Origin of the sequence: Fulvivirga sediminis (genome assembly GCF_016757215.1) — a bacterium.
In the GTDB taxonomy this organism is placed as follows: domain Bacteria; phylum Bacteroidota; class Bacteroidia; order Cytophagales; family Cyclobacteriaceae; genus Fulvivirga; species Fulvivirga sediminis.
The window spans coordinates 52,279-71,425 of the sequence record NZ_JAESIY010000011.1; the positions used below are offsets into that span (position 1 = coordinate 52,279).

The 19,147-nt window shown below is 34.9% G+C and carries 17 protein-coding genes; 12 read left to right on the top strand and 5 right to left on the bottom strand.

The genetic code is table 11. From position 1 onward, the window contains the following. Positions 1 to 2 precede the first annotated feature (2 nt). From JL102_RS18645 to JL102_RS18670, 6 genes are all read left to right on the top strand, one after another. Positions 3 to 1,256, top strand: coding sequence for a PD40 domain-containing protein (locus tag JL102_RS18645; protein WP_202245972.1), 1,254 nt, complete (start codon positions 3 to 5; stop codon positions 1,254 to 1,256). A 21-nt stretch (positions 1,257 to 1,277) separates the two neighbouring features. Continuing rightward, positions 1,278 to 3,545: an exopolysaccharide transport family protein gene (locus JL102_RS18650; RefSeq protein WP_202245973.1), complete on the top strand. Its 2,268-nt coding sequence runs from the start codon at positions 1,278 to 1,280 to the stop codon at positions 3,543 to 3,545. A gap of 103 nt (positions 3,546 to 3,648) precedes the next feature. Further along, positions 3,649 to 5,076, top strand: coding sequence for an O-antigen ligase family protein (locus JL102_RS18655; RefSeq protein WP_202245974.1), 1,428 nt, complete (start codon positions 3,649 to 3,651; stop codon positions 5,074 to 5,076). A 60-nt stretch (positions 5,077 to 5,136) separates the two neighbouring features. Beyond that, a complete protein-coding gene (locus JL102_RS18660) occupies positions 5,137 to 5,832 on the top strand; it encodes a TolC family protein (RefSeq protein ID WP_202245975.1) in 696 nt (231 codons plus the stop codon). Positions 5,833 to 5,864: 32 nt separating this feature from the next. Continuing rightward, positions 5,865 to 7,211, top strand: a complete 1,347-nt coding sequence (locus JL102_RS18665) for a flippase (protein WP_202245976.1) — start codon at positions 5,865 to 5,867, stop codon at positions 7,209 to 7,211. 7 nt (positions 7,212 to 7,218) lie between these two features. After that, entirely contained in the window at positions 7,219 to 8,430 is a 1,212-nt protein-coding gene (locus JL102_RS18670; RefSeq protein ID WP_202245977.1) for a glycosyltransferase, read from the top strand. On the opposite strand, the gene JL102_RS18675 is transcribed toward JL102_RS18670, so the two are convergent. After that, positions 8,414 to 9,295, bottom strand: a complete 882-nt coding sequence (locus JL102_RS18675) for a polysaccharide pyruvyl transferase family protein (protein ID WP_202245978.1) — start codon at positions 9,293 to 9,295, stop codon at positions 8,414 to 8,416. The genes JL102_RS18670 and JL102_RS18675 overlap by 17 nt on opposite strands. A 178-nt stretch (positions 9,296 to 9,473) precedes the next feature. On the opposite strand from JL102_RS18675, the gene JL102_RS18680 reads away from it, so the two are divergent. The 3 genes from JL102_RS18680 to JL102_RS18690 are packed head-to-tail and all read left to right on the top strand — an operon-like array spanning position 9,474 to position 12,074. Next, positions 9,474 to 10,406: a glycosyltransferase family 2 protein gene (locus JL102_RS18680; RefSeq protein ID WP_202245979.1), complete on the top strand. Its 933-nt coding sequence runs from the start codon at positions 9,474 to 9,476 to the stop codon at positions 10,404 to 10,406. A 13-nt stretch (positions 10,407 to 10,419) separates the two neighbouring features. Next, complete coding sequence (locus JL102_RS18685; protein WP_202245980.1) at positions 10,420 to 11,310, top strand: glycosyltransferase family 2 protein; 891 nt, start codon at positions 10,420 to 10,422, stop codon at positions 11,308 to 11,310. After that, a complete protein-coding gene (locus tag JL102_RS18690; RefSeq protein ID WP_202245981.1) occupies positions 11,307 to 12,074 on the top strand; it encodes a glycosyltransferase in 768 nt (255 codons plus the stop codon). The genes JL102_RS18685 and JL102_RS18690 overlap by 4 nt, the downstream gene beginning before the upstream one ends. 28 nt (positions 12,075 to 12,102) lie before the next feature. On the opposite strand, the gene JL102_RS18695 is transcribed toward JL102_RS18690, so the two are convergent. The 4 genes from JL102_RS18695 to JL102_RS18710 all read right to left on the bottom strand — a co-directional run bounded on the left by JL102_RS18695 (position 12,103) and on the right by JL102_RS18710 (position 16,461). After that, positions 12,103 to 13,590 (bottom strand): right-handed parallel beta-helix repeat-containing protein, encoded by a 1,488-nt coding sequence (locus JL102_RS18695; RefSeq protein ID WP_202245982.1) that lies wholly within the window; start codon positions 13,588 to 13,590, stop codon positions 12,103 to 12,105. A gap of 57 nt (positions 13,591 to 13,647) precedes the next feature. Next, a complete protein-coding gene (locus JL102_RS18700; RefSeq protein WP_202245983.1) occupies positions 13,648 to 14,214 on the bottom strand; it encodes a hypothetical protein in 567 nt (188 codons plus the stop codon). A gap of 2 nt (positions 14,215 to 14,216) precedes the next feature. Beyond that, entirely contained in the window at positions 14,217 to 15,110 is an 894-nt protein-coding gene (locus tag JL102_RS18705) for an NHL repeat-containing protein (RefSeq protein ID WP_202245984.1), read from the bottom strand. A 67-nt stretch (positions 15,111 to 15,177) separates the two neighbouring features. Then, positions 15,178 to 16,461: a hypothetical protein gene (locus tag JL102_RS18710; protein ID WP_202245985.1), complete on the bottom strand. Its 1,284-nt coding sequence runs from the start codon at positions 16,459 to 16,461 to the stop codon at positions 15,178 to 15,180. A gap of 400 nt (positions 16,462 to 16,861) precedes the next feature. On the opposite strand from JL102_RS18710, the gene JL102_RS18715 reads away from it, so the two are divergent. The 3 genes from JL102_RS18715 to JL102_RS18725 are packed head-to-tail and all read left to right on the top strand — an operon-like array spanning position 16,862 to position 19,062. Next, positions 16,862 to 17,734 (top strand): decaprenyl-phosphate phosphoribosyltransferase, encoded by an 873-nt coding sequence (locus JL102_RS18715; protein WP_237390669.1) that lies wholly within the window; start codon positions 16,862 to 16,864, stop codon positions 17,732 to 17,734. A 9-nt stretch (positions 17,735 to 17,743) separates the two neighbouring features. After that, positions 17,744 to 18,475, top strand: a complete 732-nt coding sequence (locus JL102_RS18720) for an SDR family oxidoreductase (RefSeq protein WP_202245986.1) — start codon at positions 17,744 to 17,746, stop codon at positions 18,473 to 18,475. Next, the gene (locus JL102_RS18725; RefSeq protein ID WP_202245987.1) at positions 18,472 to 19,062 is read left to right on the top strand and encodes an HAD-IB family hydrolase; all 591 of its coding nucleotides are present in this window, start codon (positions 18,472 to 18,474) and stop codon (positions 19,060 to 19,062) included. The genes JL102_RS18720 and JL102_RS18725 overlap by 4 nt, the downstream gene beginning before the upstream one ends. Positions 19,063 to 19,147 lie beyond the last annotated feature (85 nt).

A 19,147-nucleotide genomic window follows, 5' to 3' on the forward strand; every position in this document is an offset into this window, starting at 1 on the left:
GAATGAGAGTTTACTTAATCGTATATATGTTATTTGGTTTCTGCCATTCCTTAATAGCTCAGGCTGTCCATTTTTCAGAACCTAAAAAGCTTGGTGAAAATGTTAATTCTGAGGCAGAAGAAATGAGTCCTATGCTATCATTTGATGGGAAAACGCTATATTTCAGTCGTGCTTTTGATGATGATAATGTGGGAGGAAAATATGCAGGTACTGATATCTGGATGAGCCAGAAGTCTGAAAGTGGAGAGTGGACAGAAGCAACAAATAATTTAGGAAATTTAAATAATAAGGATAATAATGCCGTTATTGGTATCAAAGATCAAGGGATTGTTCTTTACTTATTAAATTCCTACAATAGAAAATCAGGAATATCTTTTACCAAATTGGTAAATAACAAATGGATAAAACCTGAGTTTATAGAAATTCCGGGACTGACTAAAGAGGGCTTTGTAGGCTTTTATGTCTCTCCGGATTATGAAGTGATACTAATTTCTTTTGTAGGACCAGATACACATGGTAAAGAAGATTTATATGTGTCTCTAAAAAAAGATGGCGAGTGGACTAAACCGGTTAATCTGGGAGCTACTGTTAATACCAGCGGATATGAAATATCGCCATTCCTTTCTCATGATAAGAAACGCATTTATTTTGCGAGTAATGGCCATCAAGGTTATGGCGATGCTGATATTTTTATGTCTGAGCGTCTCTATAATAGCTGGACTGTATGGACTATTCCTCAAAACTTGGGGAGTAGTATAAATAGCGAAAAATTTGACGCCTATTTCTCAATTACTGAAGATTCAACTGTTTTTTTTACAAGTAATAGAGCAGGAGGGTATGCTGATATTTATGAGTCTAAAATCGTTTCTAAAGACAATGAAGGATATACTGATATGAAAAATTTGTTGAAGGAAACCCAGGGACTTCTCAATCAGTTAAAGGCTGATAATGAAGTTCATAGTATTGACTTTGGCGAAAACGAAGCTCAGCTTAAAAATGAAGATCAGGCCAAAATAGAAGAGTTTATAGCAACCTATGGTGAACAGCAAAAATTTATATTAACTTTCGACGCGAAGCAGGTGATAAGAAATAATTCTTTAAAATTACTTAACAATAAGCGTCAGTCAGCGGTTATGAACTTTTTAATATCTAAAGGATATGATATCAATAATGTAGTTATTGAAAAAGATGGCTCTGAGATTCAAAGTCAAACAAATAAGAATAAAAACACACTTTATATAATTCATCTTAAATAAAAAAGCGACTAATAGTCAATCATGGATATACTTATAATTTTCAGATTATTATTCAGGAAAATCTGGTGGCTGGTTATAATACCGGCAGTGATAATCGTCTTAGCAGTTGTTCTCACAATTAACATGCCTTTAAAGTATCAGTCTACAGCTCAGTTAGCTACCGGGTTTACCCAAGAAGGACAAATACAGGTTACTGATGAAAGGATGAATTTAAGAGATGCAGGAGTGAAGTTTAGTAACCTTGTTGAAACCATGACTTCTGAGTTGATTCTAACATTATGTACTTATAAACTTGCTTTGCATGATTGGAAAGAGTCAGACGTTCCGTTTAAGACTTTAGATCCTGATGATGAAGCTGCAGCTCTTCTCACCCCTCAGAGCAAGGAGAAATTTATTAAAATAATAGAAGAGAAGTACGAAAAAATGGAGCTTCTCTCTAGCTACAGTGCTGAAGATCAGATGCTTATTGAAGTTTTGGCTGGCTATGGTTACTTAAGCTGGCAGCTTATAGAGAACTTATCTGTTTTCAGGGTAAGAGATACTGATTACGTAAAGGTTCAATACTTATCTTCTAACCCGATAATGTCGGCGTTTGTAGTTAACAATTTGAGTAAAGAGTACATCAGGTATGAAAACTCTTTGAATAAAAATTTCTCTGGTCAGTCAGTTGATTTCTTCAGGAAACAGTTTGCAGCTAAGGAACAAGCATTGCAACAAGCTACTAAGGCCTATAATGATTTTAAGACCGCTACTGGTGTGCTTAGTTATGAAGGGCAGAGTGATGCTCGTATCACTCAGGTTTCTGAATACGAGCTTATGAAGGAAAATGCTGAGAGTGAAATATCTAGATTAAGACTATCTATAGCAGATGTAAACAGAAGATTAAGCCAGCTAAATAGCGGTGATAATAGAGCTGAGATTAATGGTAAAATAGTAGAAATAAGAAATAAGATAGATCAGCTTAACGAGCAGTATAGGCAGTCAGGTTCTACTGATACAGAATTGGCTAATTCAATAAAAGATCTGAAATTTCAACTTCAGGTTCAAATGACGCAGCTGGCAGATCAAGAGGCATTAGAGGGGGCTGGTTCTGGCTATACTAAGGAGCAGTTAGAGCAACAAAGGGATGAGTATCAGCTGGCTCTACAAGTAGAAAGAAATAAAGTAGCTCAAATTAATAGTAAGTTAAGACAATTAGGATCTAATATGTCTGGCTTTGCAAGTAATGAAGCTCGTATGGAAAGGCTCAGAAGTGAACTTGAAAATGCTAAAGATGAGTATAATGAAGCTCAGAGCAGATATAACACTGAGTTAAGTAAAGCTATGGTTTCAGAAACTTCTGTTAAACTTATTATTGCGGGTCAGCCAAATGGAAACCCAGAATCGAGCAAAAGATGGATTATAGTACTTATGGCCGGAGTAGCTAGTTTCTTTATCTGTGCATTTGTGATTGTTATCATGGAGTTTATGGATGCCAGACTCAAAACACCTGTTCAGTTTAAGAAATTGGTAAATATGAACTTGATAGGAACCATTCCTTTTATACCAATAAAAGATCCTGAATTGCCTCTTCTGTTTAAAAACAATAAAGTAGAAAAGCCAGAAAGAGAAACTTTCAAGCATTTTCTGAGAAAGTTGAGGTATGAAATGGAAAGAAAAGATGATTCAGTTTATCTTATTTCCAGCAATAAGCAGGGAGAAGGAAAGACCTTTATTATCCTTTCTCTTGCCTTTTCTCTAAGTCTTATTAAGAAGAAAATACTTATTATAGATACCAACTTTAGAAATAATGCTCTTACCCGAATATTATTGCCAGATCAGGCTGATAGGAAGCGCATTAAGGCCGGACAGTTTTTATTAAACTCTCCTGACTTTAATAGGGAAGAAGGTAAAGATGCCAAATACCAAAAGTCTGAAAATAAAGCAGATACAGATGAAGAGTTTGTGAGTGGTATTGTTTCTCCAACAGCTCATAGGCAGATTCATATCATAGGTAACACAGGTGAGCAGGCTTCTCCTTCCGAAATTTTTGCAGGGAGAGATTTCCAGAACATGATTAAACAATTGAAGCTTAATTATGATTACATCTTTTTAGAAGGTCCATCACTTAATGAGTTTTCTGATACCCGAGAGCTTATTGAGTATTCAGATAAGGTAGTTACCGTATTTTCTGCTGATTCAGTTATTAAGCAAATTGATAGAGAATCTTTAGAATTTTTAAATGGAATTAAGGACAAGTTGAGTGGAGGAGTACTCAATAAGCTGGATATTAAAGATTTAAAGCAGTAGTAATGCAGGATAATTCATCCAAAAAGGCAGGGTTAAAAATTATTGTCATCAGCTTCGCTTTGATAACATACCTGTATATTTTTTATACAACACTATTTAATTGATGAGTAAAATTCTTGAAGTTTCTGAGAGGAAGTTATTCGGAGTGCCAGTGCTATTTTTCGCACTGTTAATATTCTGTGCCATGATAACATCCCTTATCCCTCTATTTGGATGGAAACTTTTTGGGGTAGTATTAGGTGCAGTGGTGGGGCTATCCGTGGTAGTAATTGCTTTTACAAGCTATAGATTAGCACTAATGATATTTGGTGCCTACGGATTTTTGCTATTTTTGATAGGGGATACCCTACGGCTAAACTTGCCAATGGGTGTGCCTTTCGAAATTTTGATCGGGATAATTTTCATTGCTATCCTTGTTAAAAATAAATATTCTGAAATTCATGAAGAAGATAGCAACCCTTTTGCCAATGCTTATGGAGTGACTCTATTACTTTTTTTAGGTTTAGACCTTATCTTAATTGTAAATTCTCCATTGGAAAGCTTTATACCTTCAATTAGGTCCACCTTCTCTTTGGTAATGGGATATTATTGCTTCTATAAAGGCTTTAAGTCTAAGCAGTTTATTAAGAATTTTATTGTACTCATATTGGCATTATCTTTTTTTGGTGCGTTATATGGTTTGCGACAGGAGTATGTAGGACTTACTGATGCAGAGTGGCAATGGTTAACCAGTGATCCTAGGAGATTTCAGCTATTCTATATCTGGGGACATGTAAGAAAATGGTCTTTCTTTTCAGATGTAAATGCATGTGGATTAACCATGGCCTTTACCGGTATATTCTCTATTGTAATGGCATTTGGTCCATTTAAAACTACCAATAGAATTATATTGGTAGTTATGGCAATAGCTATGTTGTTAACCATGAGTTACTCAGGTACAAGAACAGCCACAGCTATGGTGCCTTTGGGCTTAGCCTTTTACTTTTTGCTCACTATAGATAAAACTCGCACATTACTTATTTCAGCTGCGGTAATACTCATATTCGGAGCACTTATATTCGGCCCTTTTTATGGATCTACACTTAATAGAATAAGATCTACTTTTAATTCAGATGATCCGTCACTGAATTTCCGTGAGTATAAAAGGAAGAAACTCCAATCTTATGTATTGTCACACCCTATAGGTGGTGGTCTGGGTACTGCTAATGAAACTGCGGGAAGGTTAAGTACAACATATGACCCAGATAATGGTTATTTAAGAACGGCTCTGGATAAAGGTATACCCGGTCTGCTTGTACAGTTAGCCTTGTTTTTTGTCTTTATGATACTAGCAACAAATGCTTTTTACGATATGAAATTTGAACGCAATAAGGCAATAACAGCTGCTTTTATGGCTTCATTTTTCGCAATTACAGTCGCTCAATTTTTTCAGGATGCAGTGGAACAGAAACCTATTAACTTGTTGATATTTTCTGGTATAGCAATGGTATTAAGACTGAAAGAATTAGACGATAAGGGCGAGCATATATAAATTATATTAATAATCAAATAAATTACAAACCTTTAGTTAGGCTTAAAAAAACTTTTATAAATGAAATCACTGACCTTTACTCTAACTCTTATTTTAATTAGCCTATTCGGGCTAAATGCACAGACTATTGATTATGATAGAATCGTTTTGCCAGAAGATGCTCAGGACATTACCATTGAAGAAAGGTTAGTGCAGTTGGCATGGCAAAATCATCCGGATAATAAAATCTTATTTAGAGATAAACAAGCGGCTAAATATAACATGAGATCTACCCAATGGTCTTGGTTAGAGCAGATTAATATTTCTGGTAACTTAAATGAGTTTACACTTGATAAAGATAGCGAGAGAAATAATTTTTACCCTCGATATAACTTTTCGGTAAGTTTTCCTTTAGGAATGTTTGCTACAAGGCCGTTGGCAGTAAAGCAGGCTAGAGAGATGTATAAAATTACTGATGATCAAATAAAAAGTAAGATGATTCAGGTAAGAGCTTCTGTTTTAAGTAGCTATGAAAACTACAAGACTAATAAAGAGATTTATGAGATAGAGGCTAGTGCTACTCAAGATATTGAAGCCAGTTTCCAGCTTACCGAGCAAAGATTTAAAAATGGTGAAGAAAGCTTGGAGAATTATAGTAGTACTCTACGCTCATTTAATGATCAGAAAAGAAAAGAAATTAATGCTCGAAATGCCTATAATTTAGCTAAAATAGAATTAGAGTCACTGATAGGCCTTAAATTAGAAGAGGTTCTATAACAGATAAATGATAAAGTGAAAAGGGCAATTTTGTGAAGAAACTTTTAGATCTATTTAAGACAAGTAGAAAATCTTACTGGGTAAGATCTGGTACTTATACGCTACTCGGGCGCTCCAGTAATTTGATATTTGGTTTTGTTAACTTTCTCGTATTAGTAAGAGCTCTAACAGTAGATGAGCTTGGTACATATACGCTGTTCATGACTATATGTACCTTCATGGAGTTGATAAAAGGCGGGTTCATAGGTAATCCTTTAATACAATACTCATCTACCCTTACGGGGAATGAGTATACCAAAGTGATTTCTGCATCACTATTTCTCAATATCTGCATTAGTTTACTTCAGGTAGTGGTAATCCTCGTTTTCGCATTTTGGCTGAGCGATTTTTGGTCAGCCCCGGAATTGAAGCAGATGTTCATTATCTATGCAATTACTTATGTAATTAACATTCCGTTATCTCACATGAACTGCATACAGCAGGCCAATTTTGATTTTAAAGGTAGCTTCTATTCTAATTTCTTTAGGCAGTTAATCATGTTCTCATTTATACTTTCATATCTTTTTGGGTATAAATATGATGTGGTAGACCTAAGTTATGTGCAGTTAGTAAGTATAGCGGTAGCTTTGGCTTTTGGTGTATATTTTGGGAAACAATACTTCTCTTTTGATAAGAATATATCGAAAGAATGGTTGGCGAAATTATGGAATTATGGTAAATATACTTTTGGTACTAACGTTAGCTCTAACTTCTTAAGAAATATAGATTCATGGATGCTGGCCAAAATGATATCGCCCCTTGCTACAGGATTTTATAATCCAGCCATACGTTTGGGCAATTTGTTTGAAGTGCCTACTACTACGCTAACCTCCATTGCTTTTCCAAAACTGGTGCAAAGAATAAAAAATGAAGGTGAGGGGGCAGCACGCCATCTATATGAGAAATCAACAGGGTATATTTTTGCGATTATGTTACCTGTAGTATCGCTGGTTGTAATTTTTGCTGATTATGTGGTTTTAATTATAGCAGGAGAGGGGTTTGAAGAAACGGTGCCAATTTTACGAATAACTATGCTTTATGGACTGATTGTTCCCTTTAACCGACAGTTTGGAATTACTTTGAGCGCTCTAGGAAAGCCTCATTATAACTTCTATTTTGTGTTTGGAAATGCTATTGTAAATACAATACTGAACTACTTTTTCATTAAACAATTTGGTCTGATTGGAGCTGCCTTGGCCACTCTTACTACATTTTTACTTACATTGATCTACAATCAATACTACATCCATAATAAGCTTAATGTAAAGTGGAAAAGGATATTTGGCTACAGCTTGGCTTTTTATAAAGTAGGATATGCCAAGGCTAAATCAATATTTTAATTAGAAAATGCAGAAACAAGATAATAGAGATATCGTTATTTTAGCCCTAACACGCAGTGATGCTCCTTATTCATCTACTACTACATCTTTGGCTAAAGAGTTTTCAAAGCATCAAAGAGTGTTTTTAATTGATAACCCTGTTACATGGGCGTTTGCATTGAAAAACTTTAGTAGTCCTATTGTAAAGAGGCGTATTAAGGCATTCTTTGGCATTAACTACACGCGTAGCTGGGTAAATGAAAATCTGATTGTTATAACTATGCCTCTCATGTTGCCTATTAACTTTTTACCGGCAGGTAAATGGTATGATCGGCTTGCTCGTTTCAATAACTGGCTCTTTATGAGAAGGTTGAAGAAGGTGTTTGCGAAATTTAATATTAATGAATATTTATATTTAAACTTTTTTAATCCTTTTTACACACCTCAATTTCCCAAATCTTTGGAGCCTAAAGTTAACGCATATTATACTTTGGATGATATCTCTCAATCTGCATATGTTAGTAAACACGGCCCAAGACTAGAAAAAATTGCTTTTGAAAAGTCTCATATCAGTTTTGGAACTTCAAAGATGCTTACCAGTAATAACGAAAAATATGCCCGGATAATGAGATATTTGCCTAATGCAGCGAATATTGACTTATTTAGGCGGAAATCCACTTCCAGCTATAATTTACCGGCTGAGTACAAAGGTATCGAGAAGGATCTAATAGTTTTTACAGGTCATTTAGATGTAAGAAATGATGATGATATAATTAACAAGATTGCTGAATCTTTTCAAGATAAAATACTGGTTATAGTAGGGTTTGTTTCTTGGAATGATAAGCAGCTGGCAAGGTTAACTAAGCATGGTAATGTTTTGTTTACGGGGAGTAAGCCTATCGAGGAATTACCTCATTACCTTCATTATGCAAAATGCGCCATTATTCCATTTAAATGTAATAAACTCACAAATAGTATCTATCCTCTCAAAATTAATGAATATCTAGCCGCGGGTTTACCAGTAGTGTCTACGCCATTTTCGGAGGACATTCGGAGTTTTGAAGATGTCATATCTATTGAAGCTTCTCCTGAAGGCTTTGTTAAGGCCATATCGCAAGAGATACTTCATGATAGCGAAGATCTCAGAGAAAAAAGAATTCGCTATGCAGAAAGTAACTCTTGGTCTAGTAGGGCCCAGTCTCTCCGACAGTATGTAGAAGAAGTTAATACTTCTTCTTAAGTAATTCGAATTTTTCTAGTAGTTGCTCTACTTTGGAGTCTAAGATGTTAGATCTACTTAATTGTGGTTCTAACGTTTTTATATGTTCCATTTTATCAACTAATTTGTTTATCAAAAATGCACTTTGGTAAACTTCGTAAGAAGATAAAACTCCAGACAATAATCCGTTAGGAATTTTAACTTTCATTTTACCTCTTATTACTTCTCTCATAAAATCAGTGTTATGGTAATAAGAACCCACTTGGAAAGGGCTATAGTTCATTTCTAATGAAGAACACCAGTCTGTCCACTTGAAGTTGTTAATGCCTTTATATGATCTTACAGGTATCCAGGGTACCCGAAGAGCGTCAGCTACTATGGCAGCATGCATTGCTTCAGCTATTACTACTTCAGATTGCTTTATTTTTTTTAGAACAGTTTCAGGATCTTCAGTTGGGCTTATGTAATTAATACCACTTTGCTCAGCTATTTTACGCCAGTCAAACTTCAATTCACTTTCCCAATGTGGCATAAATGAGAATTTATATTTCTTCTCCTCATTATTGACTTCCATATTTCTTAGGAGCATAGCACCATCTACTACTGCTAAGCTTTTATCAATGTTCAAAGCTTCGCAGGTTTTTGGACCTCTTACACAAAAGATGTCGTAGGTGTCATCTAAAGTAGGTATGCTACCATAGGCATAACCACTGCTAAATACAACCTTTTTTGGAGCTGTTTGGGTTTCTCCGAAACCTAAAATAGAACCGATTCCCAAAAATTGAATGTCTGAATTCTGATCAAAAAAATCTGGTAAGTAATGTTTAAATATTCTTGGGTTTAATGCATCGCCAAAATTTGCCGATTCATAATAAGTTAATTTCATAATAAATTAAGGATGGTTGGTTTTAATACTCACTAAGTTAGGTTTGGAGATTTTTGGTTAGTTTATGAAGTAAATGAATATATTTTAAACATTTAATCCGTAAAGTGATTTATTAATAATATAAATTTAGCTTAAGTCTATTTTTAAATATATTTGAAATAACATCTATATCTAATCAATGTTTAGAATTAATAATCCAAATTGGATAAATAAGGAAATTTTGAATGTGAACAGCGTAGATAAGTATTCCGAAGAATTCTTATTACAGCTGAAAGAACGCTTGCGTAAGGTTGTGAGTGATAAACCACAGGTAACGGTATGCATTGCTGCTTGGAATGAAGAAGTAAACATTGTAAGATGTCTTGATTCTTTGAGTCGTTCTAAGTCACAGACACCATTTGACATCTTAGTTGTTAATAATAATTCAACAGATCGTACACAGGAGATGTTAGATCAGCTAGAGGTACAAAATGTGTTTCAAGCAATTCAGGGTTGTGGTATTTCTCGTGAGCTAGGGCAGCAGAAGGCTAAAGGTGAATACGTGCTATTAGCAGATGCTGATTGCCTTTATCCTCCTTTGTGGGTAGATGTTATGATGAAATACTTGAAAAAGCCTGGTGTTGTAGTGGTGTATGGTAAGCACTCATTTTTGGGTGATGAAATAGTTCCAAGATGGAAGTTTTCATTTTACGAACTGGGTAAAAGTGTTATTACAGAGATAAGACATGTAAAAAGACCTTATTTGAATGCTTATGGTATGAGTATGGGGTACTTGAAGAAATTTGGATTGCAAGAAGGTTTTGTAACTAGAAACATAAGGGGAGAGGATGGAAGAATGTGCCTGGATCTTATGAAGCACGGTAAGGTTATGATGGTAAGAGATGGGCGAAGTCGTGTTTGGACCAAAGAACGGAATTTTGAGAAAGATGGAGGTTTATTCAATTCAATTCAGAAAAGAATGTTGAGAGAAGCGGTGAGGTTAAGTGAATACTTCAAAAAACCAGTGCCTCATGATACGAAAACTTCTGAGAATAATGAATTAACGACGGAGGAATATAAATCCGCTTTAAAATCAAAATTAGGTTTAAAGAAAAGTAAATCTTCAAAATAGAAATTAAAAAAGTATGGCAATAGATAAGGCTTCCGTCAAAAAGAAATGGATGAATTTTGCGGAAAGAAAGCTCAGGCTTTTTAGAGATAAATTTGTAAGAAAATATAATAAGGAAAAATTACCAACAGAAATATATAATGAAGATCAAAAGTTTTATTCTATAACTTTTTGCATAACTTGTATGAACAGACTCTTTCATTTGAAAGAAACGCTGAAGAAGAATATAGAAGACAATATTAAATACCCTAATGTGGAATTTGTTTTGATTAATTATAACTCTCAAGACGGGTTGGACGAATGGGTTAAGAATAATATGCAGAAATATATTGATCAAGGTATTTTATCGTATTACCATACCACGGAGCCCAAAAACTTCCATGCTTCTATTGCCAAAAATCTGGCTCATAAGGTAGGTAAGGGAGAAATCCTATGTAATTTGGATGGAGATAATTTTACTGGAAAAGATTTTGCGTATTATATTAACTATATGATAAACAAACACGGAGAAAATGTGTTGCTTCATTTTAAAAAGAAACCATTTTGGGGCACTGAAGGCAGAATTGTTATGTCACGAGTTAACTTTTTTAAATTAGGAGGGTATGATGAAACGTTTTTGCCTATTGGCCATGAAGATCATGATTTGATTAATAGGGCTAAGGCTTTCGGACTAGAATACCATAACATACAAATAGAAAATTTCCTCAGATACCTCAGCAACTCTACTTTAGAAAAATCCATTAACTGCGACGAAGACCCAGAGAACTACTATAACTATGAATCTGGAAACAGAAAAGTTTCCGATGATAATATAGCCAATAATAAACTGGTGGCTAATCTTGAGGCGGGATGGGGAAAGGTTCCTCTAAGCAAAAATTTTGACAAAAACTTTTTAATATACGAATGAAACCAGGATACAACTTTGAAAATGTTGGTCTATTAATTACTCACTATAACAGGAGTAAATCTTTAGAAAGATTACTTAAAAGCTTCAAGGATTATGGGGTTAGTTTTGGTCAAATTGTGGTGTCTGATGATAATAGTAAACAAGAGCATCAGAATAGAATAAATGACCTTAAAAATATATATGGCTTTGAATATATTACAACCACTCAAAATAAGGGTTTGGGAAACAATATTAATAAAGGGCAGGATCTTATAAAGACTCCATATACTTTATATGTGCAGGAGGATTTTTATCCTAAAGATTCATTTCCGGAGAAGTTAGCTAGTACACTTCAATATATGGAGGATGATAATAGTTTAGACGTAGTAAGGTATTATGCTTATGGGGCATATCCATACCTAGAAGATTTTAAGGATGGTTTTGCTACAATGAGCTTCAAGGTACTTTACCCTGGATATGGTAAGTTCTTTTACTATAGTGATCATCCTCATTTAAAAAGGACCTCATTTTTTGAGAAGTTTGGTAGGTACGCTGAAGGACGTAATCCTGAGCAGACAGAATATAGAATGATGATGTCGTTTTTAAAGAATAAAGGAAAGGGAATTTTTTATAAAGATCATAAGAGCTTGTTTCATCATGGCAATAGTGAGGATGAGCCAAGTACGATGCAAAGAAATTCATTGAGAAGAAGTAAAAATCCCGTTATTTCTTTTGTTAGAGATATTTATAGGCATGTAAAGTTCAATTTTGATTATCTTTTTTAATCAAAATTGAACTTTAGCCTATCTGGGGTTAATACCCTGTTTCTATGGCCCCGGGCTCAAAACCAGTACCTTGGGGTCTTTTATTACCCTTGAAGTCGAAGTTTATTCCAAATTCAGAGACATCTGTTCCTACTCCAATAAGAGGAGAGTCCGCTGTTAACTCAAAATCAATAGAGCCTTCATTGAATAGCACCGAGTTTATATCTCTTGTGAAATAATTATTTCTCAGATCAATTTTCACTTTATCACTTAATTTGTGAATATAAGAGTCATTACCTTTTTTTGAAGTATTGTCTTTTTCATACTGGTCAAATGCCCCTGGGTTTACAATAATATTATTGATGATATGGTTCATATCAACTTTATCAGCATAAATTTTAATCCCATCCACCTTAGGGTTTACTATTGTATTGTTAATGAAGCTAAACCCTGAACCTGTAGTATAACGTTCGTCACAAAAAATCCCATTTTGTCCTGGACTTACAATCACATTATTGAAAACCACATTATCTCCCAAGCCAAGCACTATTATTCCGTTACCTGGGCCATCTGCTATATAATTATTAAAGCATAATCCGCCTGTACCTTCACCTATTTGTATCGCGTTGTTTTGAGATCCTTTATTTTCTCTACCGTAGTGCTCTATATGATTGTCATGAATGCTGGCACCTTGCGTGGCACAACCTACTTGTATTGATTCCCAGCCAGAATTAATAATTCTGTTTCGTGCTACTTCTAATCCTTTAATTTCATGTGGGTAAACAACACCACATTGGCTTGTTTTTTTTCCATTAGCGAAAAATGAGTTGCCGATATACATACCTTCACCTCCGGTTTCATGAATATAATTGTCATGGAACTTGACATCTCTCATCGTAAAATTGCCTTTTTGTGTAGCAGGATCACAATAAGGGTCAGTTTTAGCCATAATGCCGGCAAAGCCTATATCATGAATTTCCATGTGGTCAACTTCAAAGTTAGTACTAAGATCACTAATTGAAATTCCCTGCGTTTTAGTATTACTCAGTTTTATTCCAAAAGCATGATCATTGGAGCCTGTGCCTGTAACTCTGAAATGGCTACTTTTACCAATATAAATAGCATAGTCTTTACCCGGCAAGTCTACTATAGCCTGTCCTCCGCAGTTAGTTATTATCACTGGGTTAGCTGCAGTACCGTGAATATTAGAGAGGCTAATTGGTTTTTCGTAGGTAACAGCTGCATCTAAGCATATGACGTTTCCGGGTTTAACACCTTTCTTATCACCGTCAAAGCCGTAGACGGAACCTGAAATAAAAAAATCGCAAGTGGAACAGTCAGTAGGAGCACAGCTACCATCATTAATAGAAGCCTCTGGATTATAATTATTTGCTAGTACGTTAGTGCAGCCGGGTGAGCCTTTTTCAAACTGATAACGAGGTAACCCATCATCCGATCGGCAGGAGAAGAGACTGGAAATGAATAAAATAAATGCTACAGACACGAGTTGGTTAGTTTTGTTTTTGATTGATAACATAACGTTAACTTTGGTTACGGCGTATGCTTTTAAGAGCCGAATTTTAAATTTTATCTTTTAGTTAGGCGCACTATTAATCTTCTGTAGCTCTGCTTCTATTTTTTCTTGTTTCTCTAGCAAGATATTTTTTATAGTTTGCTTTGCTACAGGTACACTAATAGTTGTTAAGTAATCGTTTTGATTCAAATATTGTAACCCTTTCTGAATTTGTTTTGACTTAATTCTGTGTGTAAAATAATCTCTAAATAATTCTATATTCACACTTTTGATAGATATGTTCGTTTTTATTACATCAAATGCTTGCTCTACATTACTAATTTTCTTTTCGTTTAGTTCAGCAATGACATTTTTTACTTGATCAGGATCTACTTCATCTACAATTTTAAGAAGCTGATCAAACGTTAAATCTAGCTCATGAAGCTCCTGTGGTAGTTTGTCAATGGCAGCATTAATTTCTTCTTTTTTTTCTGTGGCAACTTTATTTAGAGGACCTGGGACCCATGTTTTTTGGTCGGAGGTTAATGCTTTAGCCATCTCTTTTGGTAGTATGTGGTATACATAAAAGTAAGCAGCTCCTGCTATTATTATGGCCAAAATTAATAGTGAATAAAGTAATCTTTTCAAATTTATTTGCAGTTTAAAGTGGTTAAAATATTGGAGATATCATACTCGTATAAGTTTCCACCTAAAAGTCCCTGAAAAAGTTCGTCTGTAATGATCAAAGTGTTAGCATCTTTAAATGCTACTGCCTCCTTCTGACTGAAGTTTTGCATATTTACCTCTTTTACTTTTCCTTTGAAAAAATTGTTTCCTTCAAAGCAGGTGAAGAGCCAGAATTTTCCATGACTTAACAATATCAGCTTTTTTTGGTCTCTACTTAAGGCTGCTCCCGTGATCCAGTTTTCGAACATAGGACCATCACCTAGAGATAGGGAGTCTATAAGTTTAGCTTCTACCTCTGTTTCGTAATTGTTAGCCGGTAGAACGTAAAGCTTTACGTTACCTTTAAACGGTTTCTCTCTACTTTTACTGAATAGGTATAAAGAGTCTTGATAAGCAATCATGGCTTCAATATCAAAACTCATTTTATTTTCAGGAGGTGGGAATTCTTTTTGATCTGATAACCTAAATCGGATGATTTTGGCGGTTACAATATTTTTAGTGACGCTGTCAATATTATCTATTCTATAGATTCTAAGGTTTTTTCGTTTATTATGGTTGTTCCCAAAATCGCCTACAAAAAGATTGCCTTTTTGATCGAGTGCCAAGTCCTCCCAGTCAATGACAGAATGATTTAGATGGATAGCTTTTATGATTTGGCCAGTAGTATCAATTCCATATACTACAGGCAAACCATGGTCATTAATAGTCCATATAGTGTTTGATTTGGAAACCTCAATGCCTGAGGAGCTTTGTAATGTTTTAGAAAGCTTCCCCAGTGTTTTGAAATGAGGATTCTGTGCACTGGTTAGGTGCACAGAAAGCAGTATGATAGTGCTTAAGGATGTTAATAGCTTCAAAAGTTTGTTTCAATTTTGGTTGAAACTATAATGTAAAGCCATTAATTGATAAAAAACAACAAGAACACTATTTTAAAGTATAAACTTCAACATGGTCTGTTCCATAGCCAGTAGGAGCAGGGAAGGTTAAGTCTATTTTATAGTTATTCATCATACATTCTCTAACAGCATAAGGGAAAAAGCTATCTACTGTAGGCATATCTTCGAATATAATAAGGTCGTATTGTTTATTAGCTACTTTTTCGCAGAGCATATCTACTTCTCTATCAAAAAGCGCTACATCTTTATGATACCATAATGGATAATTAGGGCCAGATTCTAAATCATAATCCCATTCGTAGGCTAGGAAGGTGAGATTGCTCATATTGAGAACTTTCATATCACCTTTTTTGAAAGCATCTAGTTTTTCGGTTTCTTCTAAGCCCTCAATGGTCTTTTGGGGTAATTTTATATGCTTTAATGATTTATATTTAGATAGTTGCCAAATAGTGGGTTCTACCTTTACTGTATCAGATTCCGCCATCCAATTGCCTTTAGCTACCGCATCTTCAGGTAATTCTGTCCAGCTTTTTGGTAATACTTTCTTTATTGCTCCAGAGCCATATTTCCAATAATTTTCTGATCTCCAGATGAAAATGAAAACACAGAAAAACAGGAATAATCCTACTTGAGAAAAGTTATACCTTGCAGGAAGGCTATGTAAAAGATAAGCCACGCCGAATGTAGTAAAATAGTAGTTGACCGTGACAGGGCTGAAACTAGTTGTTTGTATGATTAATGCTTGAAAAAGCAAGCCAATAGTAAGTAGAGAGAATATGACTTCTGTTTGATTTTGTATAAATTCTTTGATGTTGTTGAACCTGAAAAATATAGCAGCTAAGCATGCTAATAAAAAGAATTTCTCCCAAACTGATTCTCCGAAAATATCACCCAATAGTATGAAAATGTTTATTCTAGAATAGTGAGGCGATTGCCCATAGTTAAACCAGTAAGAAAAATCATATTGTAGAAATGGCACTATGAATAGTAATAGCCATGCGGCGAAAGCGCCAAAGAATATTAAAGGTGTATCTAATCTTTTATTAATGAATGAGTAATAAAGCACGATGACAGATATAATGATTAATGCTAGTCCTCCACCATCTTGCTTAGTAAATATACTTAGGCAGGTAAAAAAGGCTGCTACTATTAATTGCCAAAAACTGTCTTTCGTAGTGGTGTACCTTATGATAAAGAAAATAGCAAAAATTTCAAATATAAATACCGTATGATTATACCAAGGCCAAAAATTTATAAGAACAAAAGTGAGGCACATTACTAAGATTGATAGAAATACCTTAGCTTCGCTCATCTTTAGCATTTTGAATATTGATGATATAGCAAGTAACGATAAAACATTTAAAAAAGCCTGGGCTATAATTAGGGTGTGCATGTAAGGGCCAAAGATCTTAAAAAAGATAGCTGGTATAAGCCAAAACCCAAAACCGAGCGGCATTCCAAAGTCTTTAAACGGAATTTGCCCTAAGTACATTCTGTAGGCACCTTCCCATGTAAGGAAGATGTTTACCCGGTACGGTAGGTTAATCAATAATGGTAAGCTGCTGAATGCAAGAATTATAAAAATTCTCAAATAGACAATGTGCCTTTCTTTAAGTTTTTGTTGTAGAATCATAGAAAAGATTTGTTAAAGCCATATATTTAAGCGACAATATAAATATATTAAGGTGGTGCCTTTTGGGCTAAAAAATTAGATGATGTTGGTGTTTATTAAGTTGTTAAGAGCTGGTCAATGGGTTAAAAATTTATTCATATTTATTCCTGCTTTTTTCGCAGGGGTTTTATTTGATGTATATAATTTTTCATTGTTAATAACCGCTTTTGTGGCCTTTAGTTCTGTTGCGAGTGCAATATATATATTTAATGACTACAATGATATTCAAGAGGATAGAAATCATCCTGTAAAAAGGTATCGTCCATTAGCCTCTGGTGAAGTGGCTGAGGGGGCGGCGCTCACGGTAATGCTAGGCTTACTTATTTTTGGGTTATGCATTGCTTATTTAGTGAATATATCCTTTTTCATTATTCTAATGAGTTATTTGATTATTAACTTCGGTTATTCTCAAGGCTTAAAACGCATTTCTATTCTTGATATTATACTTATTGCTGTTGGCTTCGTACTAAGAACTCTAGCCGGAGCTGTGGTGGCAAATGTGTTGGTGAGTCATTGGCTCATAATCATGATCTTTTTATTGGCCTTATTTCTGGCTTTAGCCAAAAGGCTGGATGATGTAATAGTCACTGAGCAGGGCGAGGGCAGAATGAGCCGAGTGAATGCCAAGAAGTATAATTTGCAATTTATACATTCAGGTATTTCTATGCTTTCGGCCGTGATAGTGGTAGCATATGTAATGTACACACTTTCGGACGATGTGCCAGAGTATTTTTCTTCTGACTGGTTATACTTTACAAGTATATTTGTAATTACCGGTATTTTGAGGTATTTACAAATTACATTAGTGGAAGGCCAAAGTGGTTCACCTACTCAAATTCTTTATAAAGATAAATTCACTCTGATCAATATTGTATGCTGGCTGGTGAGTTTCTTATTTATTATCTATTTCTAAAATACCTTTATGCAGACAGTTCTAATATTGGGAGGCACTTCCGATATAGCCTATGAATTAGCTAAAACTCATATTGCAAAGCAAGATGAAGTAATTTTAGCCTCTAGGAATATCGCTAATCTTGAGGTTATTCAAAGTGATTTAAAAATACGATATGAAGGGGAGGTGCAGGTAGTGAAGTTTGATGCGACTGATACCTCTAGCCATAGATCTTTTTTTTCAGGATTACCTGATTCAATAAGTGTCGTCTACTGTCTTTTTGGGTATCTTGGAGATAATGATTTAGCTAAGACATCATGGGCTGAAGCTCAGCAGATAATAAATAGTAACTATGTAGGAGCTGTGTCTATTTTAAATATAATTGCCGAAAATTTTGCTAAAAAGAGAGAAGGGGTGATAGTAGGAGTCAGTTCGGTAGCTGGGGTGAGAGGAAGACAAAGTAATTATATGTACGGAAGTGCTAAGGCGGGCTTTACTGCATACTTGTCAGGCTTGAGAAATAGTTTGTATAAAGATGGTGTGCATGTGCTCACAGTACTACCCGGTTTTATGGACACAAAGATGACTGCAGGCATGAATTTACCAAAGTTGCTAACTGCATCTCCTGAAAATGCAGCCCAAAAAATAGCTAAGGCTGCTCAGAAGAAGAGAAACATCGTTTATGTACTAGGTAAATGGAGGTATATAATGATGATAATTAGTAGTATTCCTGAGCCTATTTTCAAAAAGCTAAAACTGTGAGTAAAGATCTGGTGCTTTTTGATTTTGATGGTACATTAACTACCAAAGATACACTTCTGGATTTTACACAATTTTCATTGGGTAAAGGCCGGTTTGTAAAGGGTATGTTGAGGTTACTTCCTTCTATGACTGGGCTAAAGCTAGGTCTAATACCTAATTGGAAGGCGAAAGAGGAGTATTTAAGCCATTTTTTTGGGGGTATTTCTTTGGAACAATTCATTGCTTTAGGTAAAGAGTATGGAGAAAAGAGAATACCACAACTAATTAGGGAAAAGGCTCTTTCTTCAATTATTGATTATAGAGAAACGGGTGTGCCCATGTATATTGTTTCGGCATCATCTCCGCTATGGATAGAACATTGGGCTGAAAAGTATGATATAAAGGTACTGGGTACCCAGTTAGATGTTTTAGAAGGTAGGATTACAGGAAAAATTGATGGTAAAAATTGTTACGGTCCAGAGAAGGTAAAGAGAATACAAGAGAATATTCAATTAAGTGATTTTGAAAATATTTATGCATATGGGGATAGCTCTGGTGATAAGGAAATGCTACAACTAGCTACCCAATGCTTTTATAAATATTTTTGATTCAGGTGAGTATTGATTGTCAAAACAATAAGATCTAAGAAACAAGAAAGGCTACTTCTGATGAAGTAGCCTTTCTTGTTATTTC